This is a genomic window from [Bacillus] selenitireducens MLS10, assembly GCF_000093085.1.
GTDB classification, from domain to species: domain Bacteria; phylum Bacillota; class Bacilli; order Bacillales; family Salisediminibacteriaceae; genus Salisediminibacterium; species Salisediminibacterium selenitireducens.
Window position 1 is genome coordinate 2,540,121 of the sequence record NC_014219.1, and the last position, 13,470, is coordinate 2,553,590.

Genomic DNA, 13,470 nt, shown 5'->3' on the forward strand with positions numbered 1-13,470 from the left:
TCTGTTTTTCACTCATTCTATATAGATTTATTACTCGATGACTGTTTCAGCGATGTTCACCGCATGGTCACCAATCCGCTCAAGGTTGCTGATCATATCAGCAAAGATAATACCGGCAGACGCCTCACAAAGGCCCTCATTCAAACGCATAATGTGTTTTTTACGATACTGTCTCTCCATTTTATCGATATTCTCTTCCATCTCCACAACCTGTTTTGCGATGATTGAATCATCCTTATCAAGGGATTCAATTGCTTTCTCAAGAGTCTCCAAGGTATAGGAGAACATATCGCGGATATCCTCCATGGCTTCATCTGACATTTTCACTTTATTGGTGATCTGGTACTCAGCCAATTCAATGATATTTTCCATATGATCACCTACACGTTCAATATCTCTTACAGTATCAAGCAGCACCCCGTGCAGGCGTGAATCATCCGCCGTCAATGAATTCGTGGAAATTCTGACAAGATAATCCGTAATCTTTCGGTCCAGGTTATTCACAGCATCTTCAAACTGATAGGAGAGCTCTGCAGACTTTTTCTGCTTGGTCTCAACAAAGTTTAATGCTTCCTTTAACCCTTCCGCGGACAACTCTGCCATCCGTAACGTTTCCTTCTTCGCCTGCCCCAGCGCAATGGAGCTTGATTGACTGATCAAAACAGGATCGAGATTTTGTGCATTAAATTCAATGACTGACTCCTTACCAGGCAAAATCTTAATCACGACCCATGCAAGTAAACCGATAAATGGCAGTTGAATGATGACATTCGACACATTGAAAATACCGTGTGCCACCGCAATCGTCATTTCAGGATTCAAATTAAACTGTCCTTGCAGATATTCCATCAATCGAATGTATGGTCCTATCACAATCAGGACAAGAATGGTTCCCACAAGGTTAAAAATAACGTGGGTAAGGGCTGCCCGTTTCGCGGCAAGTGACGCCCCAAGTGAAGCCAAAACAGCTGTGATTGTCGTTCCGATGTTATCTCCGAATAAAACCGGGAGCGCAGCTGAAAGATCCATTGCCCCCTGAGCATAAAGTTGCTGCAAAAGACCAATGGCAGCTGATGAACTCTGGACACTGACCGTAAAGATTGTACCAATCAAAACACCCAAAAGAGGATTCGTACTCATACTCACAGTCAGTTCGGCAAAAATATCAAGATCTCTGAGCGGACGCAAACCGTCCCCCATTAAGTTCAAGCCGTAAAACAAAGCACCAAAGCCAAAGATGACCTGACCGTAGTTATTTGCTTTCTTATTTTTAAGGAAAAAGATTAAAAATGTTCCCACCGCGATAATCGGCAGAGCGTATTCCGAGATTTTCAGTCCGATAATAAAGGCTGTGATTGTGGTCCCGATATTGGCACCCATAATCACCCCAATGGCCTGTCTGAATTTCATAAATCCTGCATTAACCAGGCCTATAGCCAAAACCGTTGTGCCAGTACTTGTTTGAAGCAGTACCGTCACCACAATACCGGTAATGACACCCATGAACGGGTTTGATGTATATTTATCAAGCAGTTCGCGCAATTTATCCCCGGCAACTTTTTGAAGTCCGTCCCCCATGTATTTGATACCGAATAAAAAGATGGCGAGCCCGCCAAAGAACATAAACAGTAATTCCTGTAATCCGATCTCCACAGAAAGATCCCCCTTAAGTAAATAAATATATCTTCCCTTACCGTCCTTCATCGTACGTTAATTTTGTAAAGCATTCATTAATGAATTGTAAAGATTATATTAAGATTGAAGTAAAACAATCTCAATTAGTATGTCATATTTAAAAAAGTTGAGCTGTTGACTTACTTTAAGATACAATAATAAGACTTCACCACTTCATATTTATCACAAATTCAGAATCCATTACAGGAGTTGTTTCCATTGAATCTGTTTAAACAGTTTATCTACAGTCATTATCAACCGCAAACCATCGCTTCGTTTGTCAGGCAACGAATAGGCAGATCCGTTCTGTATGTATTTCTTCTGATGTTTTTAACATCACTCCCACTCATATTCCTTTCTGTCTCAGGCTTCAGTGCGTTATACGATGATCTTGACGAACAACTGAGAGACTTCCCGGAGTTCTCTGTTGAAAATGGTCAACTCGTGTCGGATGAAGGTACATCCATGACAGAAACCGATGATGGCACCGTCATCATCTTTGACCCGGATGGCGAATACACACCGATCGATCTCATCGATTATGGTGAGGGCATCGCACTTCTCGAACGGGAGGCTGTTCTCTTAACCGGAGATATTTACGAAACCATCAGTTATCAGCAACTCGGTGGTGATTTCAGTAAAGCGGATTTCGTAAACCTGTCTGAATCCATTGGCGGGATTCTCCCATTGATTCTGACCTTGATCGGATTACTGATCTACCTGGTTGGCACTGCAATGAAATTCATCGGTGTTACTGCCCTCGCCGCCATTACCATGTTTTTAAAACGCAACGTAGTCAACGAATTAAAATTCAGCCAGGCGTGGGTCCTTTCCGCCTTTGCAGTAACCCTACCCACTACCCTGTTTGCGTTTTTTGACTTGATTCAGTTTCAGTTTCCTTTTCAATTTGCCATCTATTGGGTGATTGCCATCACGATGATGAACCTTGTCCTTAAGCATCTCGCAACTTTCAGGGATCAGGCAAGACGAAAGAGGGAAGAACAACCTGAAACCGAATAAATGCTTCTGAAATCGATTAAACTGAAACCGACAAAAAGGAAGCCGCTGAATATGCGCGGCTTCCTTTATATTTAGTACTGATTTGATCAGACTTCCGACGGAATTGAAGCGTCCTCTTTATCTTCAACAACAACGATTCTTGTACCGTCAGCTGCAATGACGGTAACAGGCGTCTCTTCATTTAACCACTGATTATCAGTCGTTGCACTGTACATACGACCCTCTACCTCAACGGTACCTGTAGGACGAAACGGTGTTTTCGTCAGTCCCTTTTTTCCAATTAAATCACGGTACGAGTCGTTCATGGAATTATAACCTTTATCACTGGTTAATTTGTCTTCAAATAAGATCTTATTCCACATCTGTCTTTTCTTGAAAACCTTCGTAAACAGATATGAAGTCGGTGCCGCAAGAACGAGCGCCATTGCAACCAGCGTGCCATAGATCCAGCCAGGCGCAGGTATTGCGATCGCCGTTACCATAAAGGCAATACCGAAAATACCGACAGAACCGTCCGCTGTCACTTTACCATCAAAAATAATTAACGTCAGGCCAATCAGGTACAGGAGAACGATCCACAGACTCTCTGTTCCGGAAATATGAAACGAAAAGTACATAGCCATAAGCAGGATCCCCAAAACAGCGAACAATCCCCGCATTCTGACCATCAGCTCACCAAATATAAACAAGGTTGCAATGAATACAACGATGAAACCGACCGTCGCAAATTCAAGCATCTCCATCAGTCTTCACCTCTCAGTTTCGATTCTGTCCAGTTTAATTGTAACAGTTATTTGTCTTATGTACATCTACGAAGAACCCGTTAAAAAGGTTTCATGCCTTTAAATCGTCACTCTTCTATGCTGACAAAAACAAGTCTCCATCAGTTTTGCCGGATCAATAACTGACCCCGATATCCATCCGGATACCGGGGTCAGTTACACATTTTCATTAACGGTTCAGAATTGCCCCTGATGAAAACCAGCCTGAAACCGTATCAAGTAAATCATTAAAGAAATTGATGATGGCTCTGATGATGCCCTGCCCCTGTTCGGATCCGATGAAATCACTGATATTTTCCCGGACCGAATCAATTTGCGAACGCACCTGATCCCAGTCGATATTCATTTCCCTCATCCGGTCAAACAAAGAGACAAGTCCCTCAAGGTCTTCATCCGATAAAGAAATACCGAGCTCATCAGCTAATCTTCGAATTAAATCCCTCAGGTCATCCGTCGTTTCAATATCTTCCTCAGCAAGAGCCTCTTTAATCCTGGCCATAAGCTCGGTGGCTTCTTCATTGCCATGCTCCTCGCCGAGCTGAGCTGTTTTGACCAGCTCCTCATTTGCAATTTGCTTCTGATCCTCCGGAATCACGCCATCCATTGTCGACTCATATGCTTTAATCAGTCCTGTCAGAGCACCGGTTCCGGAAACCTCAAAAGGTGCGGTTACATAAATATCTGCATCCTTAACACCGGCAGTGATTAATGCATTTGCGTACATGCCTTCAGATACCCAGTTAATATTGTTTGTCGTCACATCAATACCGGATCCCGATTCCAAGATCGTGATCTTTGATGATGAGAGGGCGTTGCTGCCAATAACAGATGCGCTGATATAGTTACCCAAATACTGGTGTTCCTCTTCGTTACTGACCGTAATGATTGTAACGTTCTCGTCCTCTTCTGATACTTCCATTTCGTTTAAAAGCTCTTCACGTTGCTGCGGTGACAGATCCTCACCCAATGTCACAATAACATCCCCAGGAGCCGCGTCTGCCATTGTGGCAAGTGGAAATAATAATAAAAGACTCAACACAGCAATCATCATAACAGCTATTTTTTTCTTAATCATTTGCTTTCACCTCATCCATTTAATAGGCGGCACATCATGGATATGCCCCATCATAACTTTAAGACGTTTAACGGTTGGAAAAAGTTGCACACCAGAGAAAAATAAATCAAAAACGAATATTCTTGCTACTCTCACAAGGCCTTGATACAATGATACCTGTAATAATCTGATAAGAAAAGCTGTTTTTCAGCTAAAGGAGCGATTTAAGTGAGTGAAGTCACGCACCGTAAACATACAAGACCCGTCAAAGTGGGTCCTCTTCAGATTGGTGGAAATGATGAGGTGGTCATCCAAAGCATGACCATGTCCAAGACGCATGACGTCGATGCGGTTGTTGCAGAAATCCTGAGACTCGAAGAAGCCGGTTGCCAAATCGTCCGTGTTGCGTGCCCGGAAATGAAAGATGCAGAAGCTATTCCTGAGATCAAAAAACGCATCAATATTCCCCTTGTTGCAGACATTCACTTTGACTATAAACTTGCACTGAAAGCGATTGAAGGCGGGATCGACAAGATCAGAATCAACCCCGGTAATATCGGAAGACGCGAAAAAGTGGAAGCTGTTGTAAATGCAGCCAAAGAAAAAGGGATTCCGATCCGAATTGGTGTCAACGCCGGTTCTTTGGAGAAAAAAATCCTTGATAAATATGGCTACCCGACTGCTGACGGTATGGTGGAAAGCGCTCTGCATCACATCAAAATATTAGAGGAACTTGATTTCCACGACATCATCGTGTCCATGAAGGCATCAGACGTTCATTTAGCCGTCGAAGCATACGAGAAAGCAGCAAAGGCATTCGATTATCCTCTGCATCTAGGCATTACAGAATCAGGTACCCTGTTTACCGGAACCATTAAAAGTTCTGCCGGTCTGGGTATTCTCTTAAATCAGGGAATCGGTAATACTGTCCGTATCTCCCTAAGTGCAGATCCTGTTGAAGAGGTCAAAGTAGCAAAAGAGCTTCTGAAAGCATTCGGTCTTGCCGCCAATGCCGCGACCCTGATTTCCTGCCCGACTTGCGGACGAATCGAAATTGATCTCATCAGCATCGCCAATGAAGTCGAGGAATACATTCAGACCGTCAATGCACCGATTAAAGTATCCGTCCTCGGATGCGCGGTAAATGGACCAGGTGAAGCGAAAGAAGCCGATATTGGTATAGCTGGGGCCCGTGGTGAAGGACTCTTGTTCCGAAAAGGGAAAACGATTCGTAAAGTGCCTGAAGAATCCATGGTTGAAGAATTAAAAAAAGAAATAGATGCCCTTGCAAAAGAACATGAAGAAAAAATGAAACTCGAACAATCCTGATCCAACCTGCTCCGCCAAGTGGATCACCATATCATACAGTTCGCTTTAAAAGCAGATATCTTATCTGCTTTTTTCTTCTGCCTGTATGGACAAATCCGCTCAATATGAGACAATAGATAAAAAGAAGTTGTAAAACTAAAGAGGTGTTTTTTCACTATGAAGCAAATCCGATTTGGCATTGACATCGACGGGACCGTCACGGATCCATCCTCCTTCATTCCGTATTTAAACCAGGCATTCAAACAAAATCTGACTCTTCAGGACATTAAAGACTACGACCTTTCCATTGCTCTTGGCATTACCGAAAAGGAATTTTGGGCATGGATGACGGATCATGAACCCAAAATGTACAAACATTCTTTTCCTGCTGCAGATGCCCGTGATATTTTATCTGCATGGTCCGATCAGTATGAACTCTTTTACATCAGTGCCCGACCAAAACATGTCACTGAATTGACCTATGATTGGTTCAAAGAATATCAAATCCCTTACGATCATATTGAACTGTTGGGTCAGCACAATAAACTCCGTGCAGTTTCTGAACATCAGATTGATGCATTCTTCGAGGACAAACATGATAATGCTGTCAACATTGCAGAAGAGCATCAGATCCCGGTTATTCTTATGGACACTCCTTACAATCGCTTACCGGTTCCAAAGCATGTTCACAGAGCCTATTCATGGAGCGAAGCAAATCGTATCATCAATCGGCTCTTCCAGCCTGTTTATTCAGGGTGACAGATGACAGCAATATAAAAAAGGCTTTTTCACAGGACCGCCATCCTGTTGAAAAAGCCTTTTTTCACATTATCCGATCGACGGATGATCACATTCCGGGCAATAACCATATACTTCAAATTTGTGCCCTGTTACCGTAAAACCGGAAGAAGTCAATCCATCGACATTCATCGGACAATGATGAATATGCTCCGTTTTACCGCACTCAAGGCAAATCAGATGGTGGTGATGTTCATCCACCGAGCATGCAATTCTGAAACGTTTTTCCCCTTCGAGTTCCGTTTCCTCAAGAAGCGACGTCTCTTCAAATAATGCAAGGTTTCTGTATATCGTGTCAAAACTCAGACCGTCATGCTTATCTTTCAAATGCTCAAGTATGTCCTTGGCAGTGACGTAGCGCCCCTCCTGAATCAGAAAAGTGAGAATATCAAATCTCTTCTCCGTATACTTATATCCTTGTTCTTTTAACAGATCCATGGCTTCATGAATGTTCATTTGGTTGCGCCCCTTTCCTGCATACTGAAAACCAGCTGCCTGCTTCTCAGTTTAGCATACATTATCATCACGGCTAAAATAACAATCCCTGAGGTCACAATCATGCCCCCGGTGGCGATGTTCAGATAATACGAGGACAGCATCCCCGAAACAATTGCGAGTTCCCCAAAAAAGATACCGAACAGAATAACTTGCCGAAAGCTCTTGGACACTTGAAGTGCGGCAGCTACAGGCAGGGTAATCATCGCCCCGACAAGCAAAATCCCCACAATATTGACTGAAATACTGATGACAGCCGCGATCAGTGCAGCAAATACCAGATTCAGCCCTTTCACGCGCAATCCGGAAGTATGAGCAAATTCAGCATCAAAGGAAACCGAAAGAAATTCCTTATAAAGAAACACCAGCAATATCAAACTGATTGTCCCTGCAATCAATATAAAATATAAATCCGATAAGGAGACTGTCAGGATACTTCCAAACAGAAAATTAAACCATTCCGAACTTGACATCCCGGAGGCACTGATCAATATCGCACTCAGTCCAAGTCCTGCCGAAAGAATGATCGGAATCGCCAACTCCTGAAAATACTGATAGACTGTACGTAATTTTTCCACAATCAATGCACCTGCAACGGCAAATAGAAAGCCGGAAATCAGCGGATTGATCGACCACGGCAAATCAAGTGCCGAGCCTGCCACCACACCGACGGCAATCCCCGCAAGTGTGATCTGAGACAGACCCTCTGAAATAATGGTCATTCTTCTGACAAGGAGAAAGGCACCCATTAGAGGAGCAAGCAGCCCAATGACAAGTCCTGCAAGAATCCCCCTGTCGAGAAATGTTAATGATTCAAACCATTCCACGATCTCATCCCCACTTCCTTTTGAGTCCTGTAATCATAATAATTAAAATCAAAATAAACAGATTCGTCATTACGATGGTTCCACCCGGTGCCCAATCAAGATGAAACGCACTGACCATACCTGTAAGTACCGACACCTCACCAATCAAGATGGAATAAAACAGCATGCCTTTAAAAGACTTGGCTATTCTCATTGCAGCGGCCACGGGTAAAGTCATCAAAGCTGAGACAAGTAAAATGCCGACGATCTGCATCGATACACCAATGACTACAGCCACAACAATCATAAATGAAAGATCCATAAACCGTTTCGGGATCCCGGAGGTCACTGCCTGTTCTTCATCAAAGCTGAGAAACAATAGCTCCTTATAAAAAAGACCGATAAACAGGATGACTCCCCCGAGTAAAACGAGCATCATATAGAAATCCTGTCTGCTGACTGCAGCTACACTGCCAAACAGATAATTTAACAGGTCATTATTGAATCCGTCAGCAAGAGAAATAAAGACAACACCTATCCCGATCCCTGACGAGAGAATAATCGGAATGGCAAGTTCCTTATAGTGCCTGAAAACAAGCCCCAGCCTGCTGACGGCAAGAGAACCGGTCACTGAAAACAGCATCCCCATATACACAGGATTGAGCGTTGCAAAAAAAGGAAAGGAACGCCCCAGCAATAGACTGAATGCAATCCCTGTCAATGTGATGTGCGACAGGGCATCCGCCATCAGCGACAGACGTCGGACAACGAGAAACACACCGACTGCAGGGGTCAGTATGCCCACCATCATAGCCGTGTAGAGAGAGTACTTTAAAAAATCGAATTGAAAAAATACGTCGATCATGCCGTCACCTTCTCACATCATCATGATCATGATAATGATCGTGGTGATGATGATCATGATTATGGTCTATGGTTCTGACATCGTGCCCATACATTTTTGACATCGTTTCGTCTTTGTTTTCTTCAAAATCTTCAGTAAACCCGTGAAAGTGAATGCATTTATTCAAACACGCCACATGACTCACGTGTTCAGTCATAGCACCGACATCATGTGTAACAAGAAGCAGCGTAATCCCCCGTCTGTGATTCAATTCCTTCAGCATGTTATAGAAATTGGAGACTGACTCCGCATCGACACCAACGGTCGGTTCGTCGAGAATCAGTAAATCCGGATCACTGACCAGCGCTCTTGCAATAAACACACGCTGCTGTTGACCTCCGGAGAGTTCACCGATATTCGATTTCACATATTCACGCATGTTTACCTGATCGAGTGCTGCATATACTTTTTGTTTGTCTTGCTTCTTCATAAACCTAAACATGCCAATCTTACCAAAAAGCCCCATCGAAACCACTTCGAAAACGGTCGCCGGAAATCCTGAATTAAAACTGTTCGCTTTTTGCGATACAAAGCCAATTCTGCTCCAGTCGTGGAACTTGTCCATCTGCTTCCCAAATAACCTGACTGATCCGGCGTGGGGTTTTAAAAGTCCCAATATCAGCTTGATCAGCGTAGACTTCCCTGATCCGTTCGGACCAACAAGACCTAAAAATGCCCCCTCAGGGATCGCCAGATCAATTCCCTCGAGCACTGATCGACGCTCATACCCAAACGAAACCCCCGATACTTCAACTGCATATTTTTCTGTTTTATGATGATCTGTCATATTCGGCCCCTCACATTCGAAATAAGAATGATTACGATTTACTCTAACTGCGAGTATACCTCATCGGGGACTCTTTTGTAAATCATCGGGTCCGGCACTCGCATCAGATCCTTATTCAGCGTATACTGAAAGTAATCAAAATTCTGAGAGGTGACAGTCATTGGACAAGCAATGCTTTGGCATTATAGATATGGGTTCAAACTCCATCCGATTCGTGGTCTACGAGGTAAATGAAGACGCCTGTTTTAAAGAAATCCAAAACCTGAAAGTTGCCGCCAGGCTCAGCAGCTACATCGATGCAGACGGCTCAATGACCGAGGAGGGCATTGTGCTGATCATCGACACGATGAAGCAATTCGAAAAAGCGGCTGATGTACATACGTTAACGGATACGAGAGCCGTTGCGACTGCAGCTGTCCGTAACGCAGTCAACCAGGAAGAAATCGTTCGTCGTATCAATCAGAACAGCCGCTATACAGTCGAGGTTCTCAGTGATTATCAGGAAGCATACTACGGCTACCTTGCCGTCACCAATTCCACAATGCTCACCGAGGGCATTACGATCGACATCGGGGGAGGCAGTACGGAGGTTACGTATTTTAAAGACCGTGAGCTCAAACAATATCACAGTTTTCCATTTGGAGCGATCACTCTGAAAAAGCAGTTTGTAGAAGGCGATACACCAACGGAAAAAGAAATGAAGGCCATCCAGTCGTTTATCGTGCATTCTTACGATTCCCTTTCCTGGCTTCAAGAACATCAAGTCCCTGTCATCGGCATAGGCGGTACCGCAAGAAACCTTGCCCTTGTTCACCAGGAGACCACCGGTTATCCTCTCGCCGGTCTTCATGAATACAAAATGACCTACCGTGACGTCAAAGGAGTCCGGGAAGATTTGTGGGACATGAGTAATAAAAAGAGAGAAAAACAAGACGGCCTCTCCAAAGACCGTGCAGATATTATTGTACCTGCGATTGTTGCCATCGAAGAACTGATGGCGTACGCAGGAAAAGTTGATTACATTGTCAGCTATCGCGGACTCCGCGACGGCATCTTTTATGAGTATTTACTTGACAACATTGCAGTAACCCATTTTCCAAATGTGATTGAAGAAAGCTTTTACGCTCTTCGCAATCAGTTCCATCTCGATGAGAAACATCACAGAGATCTGTCTGTCCTGGCAACATACCTGATTCAGGAACTGGTGAAGGAAGGCCTGATCAAAGAACTCGATGATCACGAACGAAAGCTTCTTCGCTGGGCTGCTTCCGTCTATTATATCGGTGAACAAATCCACCCTGAGGCAAAGGCACAACACAGCTTCTATCTGCTTACGAATCAGGCAATTGACGGCCTTGGTCACGCTGACAGAATGGCTGTCGCATTTATTGCATCCTTCAAATCAAAATCAACCCTGAAACAGTTTGCCTCACCTTACAGGGAATGGATCAGTAAAGATGATCTTAAGAAATATGAGCTGATGGGCAGCATCCTGAAACTCTGTTATGCATTGACCATCTCAAAACAGTCGCTCGTGACCAAAATTGAACTTGATGCCATCGATCAAAATCAATTAAGGCTCCTTGCCATGACAACAGATACTGCATTTTTTGAAGAATTCCAGGCGAACAAATACAAAAAACACTTGGAAAAAGCCTTGGATATTCAACTGATTGTCGAAATGAAGCCGGAAGGGGGCAGTGAGTTTGAATAAACAGCATCTCGATCGCTATGATTACTACATTAACCGTGAACTCAGCTGGCTCCGTTTTAATGAACGTGTCCTGCAGGAAGCCGAGGACACATCTAACCCGCTTCTCGAACGATTGAAATTCATGGCTATTTTTTCATCAAATCTGGACGAGTTTTTCATGGTCCGGGTTGCCGGTTTGAAAGATCAGGTCAAAGCAGGATTTAATAAGCCGGATAACAAGTCCGGCTTTACACCAAAACAACAATTGAAGAAAATTTCTTCTTTGTCCCATCAACTCGTCGACCAGCAATACAGACATTACTCAGAAGTACTTATCGGACAGCTGGAGAAAGAGAATATTCACTTTCTGCCAATCAGCAAGTGGAAGAAATCAGAAATTAAACATCTTGAGCAGTATTTTCACCATTATATCCTCCCTGTTCTGACACCAATGGCCATCGATGCATACAGACCTTTTCCCATGCTGTCAAATAAAAGTCTGAACCTCGCTGTTGTGCTCGAGGGAAAACACGATGAAGGAGCTGAGAAATTAGCCATCGTACAGGTCCCGTCCCTTTTAACAAGAGCTGTTCCGATTAAACGGGAAGGTATTGAGGCATTTGCCCTTCTTGAAGATATCATCACGTATTTTATCGGCAGTCTCTTCAGCGGCAATAAGGTGCTTAGCGTTTCCCCATTCCGAATTACGAGAAATGCTGACCTTACGATCCACGAGGAAGGAGCAAGGGATTTACTGCGAGAAATTGAAAAAGAATTAAAAAAGCGAAAGTGGGGGGCAGCAGTCCGGCTTGAAATTATCTCTCACGCGATGGAGCGAAAGGTTCTGTCTTTTCTGTCTTCTGTGCTTGAAATCGAGGAAGGGGATATTTTTGAATCTGAAGGTCCTTTGGATTTCACCTTTCTGTTTGGCCTGTACAATCAGCTAAAAGATCACCATGAGCACCTAATTGATGAATCCTTTGTACCACAGCCGTCTGAAGAAATTATGGAACATGAATCGCTCTTCGATGCCATCATGGAACGGGACATCTTTTTCCACCACCCTTATCATTCCTTCCAGCCCATCGTTGATTTAATTGCATACGCCTCACAGGATCCCGATGTCCTCGCCATCAAGCAGACGTTATACCGGGTAAGCGGTGACTCTCCGATTATCGCTGCCCTTGTCCAGGCAGCGGAGAACGGCAAACAGGTGACCGTACTCGTAGAACTGAAGGCGCGTTTTGATGAAGAAAAAAATATTCAGTGGGCCAAGAAACTTGAAAAAGCAGGTGTTCATGTCATCTATGGCATCACCGGACTGAAAACCCACAGTAAAATAACGCTGATTATCCGTCACCAGGAAAATGGCATCCAGCGCTATGTGCACCTCGGAACGGGTAATTACAATGATTCCACTGCAAAGCTCTATACCGATATGGGCATTCTAACCGCTAAATCATCTTTTGGTGAAGATGCGACAAACTTCTTTAACCACCTGAGCGGTTTCAGCGAAAAACCAAAATGGTACAAAATCTCCACCTCCCCTTTTGAAATGCGCGAAACTTTCATGACATTGATCGATAAAGAAATTGCCGTCCATAACGAACGCGGTAACGGACGGATTATCGCTAAAATGAATTCACTCACCGATAAACCGATCATTATGAAACTGTACGAAGCAAGCATGCAGGGTGTACGCATCGATCTGATCGTGAGAGGTATCTGCTGCCTTCGTCCTGGCTTGAAAGGAATTAGCGAGCATATTACGGTGAGAAGCATTATTGACAGGTTTCTTGAGCATTCCCGCATCTTCTATTTTCATCATGACGGTGACGAGCGGATCTTCCTGTCCTCGGCAGACTGGATGACAAGAAATATGGAGAAACGCATCGAAATCCTTTTCCCGGTTTCTGAGCCTGCAATTAAACAAAAAGTGAAACAAGTACTTGATTACGGATTGCAAGATAATGTCAAGGCGAGAATACAGATGGCTGACGGTACATATACGTATGTATCAAGACGCAAAAAAAGAAAAACCATTCAGAAGTCAGGAAGCACTTTACCGGGAAGCCGCCCAATTCGAAGAAAATGACTGATGATCCCCTGAATAATCAATGAGTCAATAAAGAAAGCCGGACCTCTTGGG

Annotated in this window: 12 protein-coding genes; 5 read left to right on the forward strand and 7 right to left on the reverse strand. The window is 43.8% G+C overall.

Annotated features, from left to right (window positions below):
- Positions 1-30 precede the first annotated feature (30 nt).
- The gene (locus BSEL_RS11820; protein ID WP_013173247.1) at positions 31-1,653 is read right to left on the reverse strand and encodes a Na/Pi cotransporter family protein; all 1,623 of its coding nucleotides are present in this window, start codon (positions 1,651-1,653) and stop codon (positions 31-33) included.
- Positions 1,654-1,893: 240 nt separating this feature from the next.
- On the opposite strand from BSEL_RS11820, the gene BSEL_RS11825 reads away from it, so the two are divergent.
- The gene (locus tag BSEL_RS11825) at positions 1,894-2,694 is read left to right on the forward strand and encodes a DUF1189 domain-containing protein (protein ID WP_013173248.1); all 801 of its coding nucleotides are present in this window, start codon (positions 1,894-1,896) and stop codon (positions 2,692-2,694) included.
- Positions 2,695-2,780: 86 nt separating this feature from the next.
- Here BSEL_RS11825 and BSEL_RS11830 read toward each other — a convergent pair whose 3' ends face one another.
- A complete protein-coding gene (locus BSEL_RS11830; protein ID WP_013173249.1) occupies positions 2,781-3,437 on the reverse strand; it encodes an NfeD family protein in 657 nt (218 codons plus the stop codon).
- A 208-nt stretch (positions 3,438-3,645) separates the two neighbouring features.
- Entirely contained in the window at positions 3,646-4,551 is a 906-nt protein-coding gene (locus tag BSEL_RS11835) for a DUF1002 domain-containing protein (protein ID WP_013173250.1), read from the reverse strand.
- 207 nt (positions 4,552-4,758) lie between these two features.
- Between BSEL_RS11835 and ispG the strand changes: the two genes are divergently transcribed.
- Positions 4,759-5,859 (forward strand): flavodoxin-dependent (E)-4-hydroxy-3-methylbut-2-enyl-diphosphate synthase, encoded by a 1,101-nt coding sequence (gene ispG / locus BSEL_RS11840; RefSeq protein ID WP_013173251.1) that lies wholly within the window; start codon positions 4,759-4,761, stop codon positions 5,857-5,859.
- Between the two features lie 156 nt (positions 5,860-6,015).
- Positions 6,016-6,597 (forward strand): 5' nucleotidase, NT5C type, encoded by a 582-nt coding sequence (locus BSEL_RS11845; protein ID WP_013173252.1) that lies wholly within the window; start codon positions 6,016-6,018, stop codon positions 6,595-6,597.
- Positions 6,598-6,666: 69 nt separating this feature from the next.
- Here the strand turns inward: BSEL_RS11845 and BSEL_RS11850 are convergent, their stop codons facing one another.
- From BSEL_RS11850 to BSEL_RS11865, 4 genes are read right to left on the reverse strand one after another with little or no spacing between them, the layout of a single operon-like run.
- On the reverse strand, positions 6,667-7,092 hold the full coding sequence (locus BSEL_RS11850; RefSeq protein ID WP_013173253.1) for a Fur family transcriptional regulator: 426 nt from the start codon (positions 7,090-7,092) through the stop codon (positions 6,667-6,669).
- Positions 7,089-7,958 carry a metal ABC transporter permease gene (locus BSEL_RS11855; RefSeq protein ID WP_013173254.1) on the reverse strand — a complete coding sequence of 290 codons (870 nt, stop codon included), beginning with the start codon at positions 7,956-7,958 and terminating at the stop codon, positions 7,089-7,091. The genes BSEL_RS11850 and BSEL_RS11855 overlap by 4 nt, the downstream gene beginning before the upstream one ends.
- 4 nt (positions 7,959-7,962) lie before the next feature.
- On the reverse strand, positions 7,963-8,802 hold the full coding sequence (locus tag BSEL_RS11860; protein ID WP_013173255.1) for a metal ABC transporter permease: 840 nt from the start codon (positions 8,800-8,802) through the stop codon (positions 7,963-7,965).
- Between the two features lie 4 nt (positions 8,803-8,806).
- Positions 8,807-9,628, reverse strand: coding sequence for a metal ABC transporter ATP-binding protein (locus BSEL_RS11865; protein WP_013173256.1), 822 nt, complete (start codon positions 9,626-9,628; stop codon positions 8,807-8,809).
- A gap of 160 nt (positions 9,629-9,788) precedes the next feature.
- Here BSEL_RS11865 and BSEL_RS11870 point away from each other — a divergent pair, with 160 nt between their 5' ends.
- Both BSEL_RS11870 and BSEL_RS11875 read left to right on the forward strand, forming a co-directional pair.
- A complete protein-coding gene (locus tag BSEL_RS11870; RefSeq protein WP_013173257.1) occupies positions 9,789-11,342 on the forward strand; it encodes a Ppx/GppA family phosphatase in 1,554 nt (517 codons plus the stop codon).
- Positions 11,329-13,416, forward strand: a complete 2,088-nt coding sequence (locus BSEL_RS11875; protein ID WP_155522739.1) for an RNA degradosome polyphosphate kinase — start codon at positions 11,329-11,331, stop codon at positions 13,414-13,416. Before BSEL_RS11870 ends, BSEL_RS11875 begins: the two co-directional genes overlap by 14 nt.
- The last annotated feature ends 54 nt before the right edge of the window (positions 13,417-13,470 follow it).

What these genes read in the sequence shown, in the direction of transcription:
- BSEL_RS11830 (WP_013173249.1), bottom strand. Translation starts at nt 3,437, where the DNA reads ATGGAGATGCTTGAATTTGCGACGGTCGGTTTCATCGTTGTATTCATT.
- BSEL_RS11835 (WP_013173250.1), bottom strand. Translation starts at nt 4,551, where the DNA reads ATGATTAAGAAAAAAATAGCTGTTATGATGATTGCTGTGTTGAGTCTT.
- BSEL_RS11845 (WP_013173252.1), top strand. Translation starts at nt 6,016, where the DNA reads ATGAAGCAAATCCGATTTGGCATTGACATCGACGGGACCGTCACGGAT.
- BSEL_RS11850 (WP_013173253.1), bottom strand. Translation starts at nt 7,092, where the DNA reads ATGAACATTCATGAAGCCATGGATCTGTTAAAAGAACAAGGATATAAG.
- BSEL_RS11860 (WP_013173255.1), bottom strand. Translation starts at nt 8,802, where the DNA reads ATGATCGACGTATTTTTTCAATTCGATTTTTTAAAGTACTCTCTCTAC.
- BSEL_RS11865 (WP_013173256.1), bottom strand. Translation starts at nt 9,628, where the DNA reads ATGACAGATCATCATAAAACAGAAAAATATGCAGTTGAAGTATCGGGG.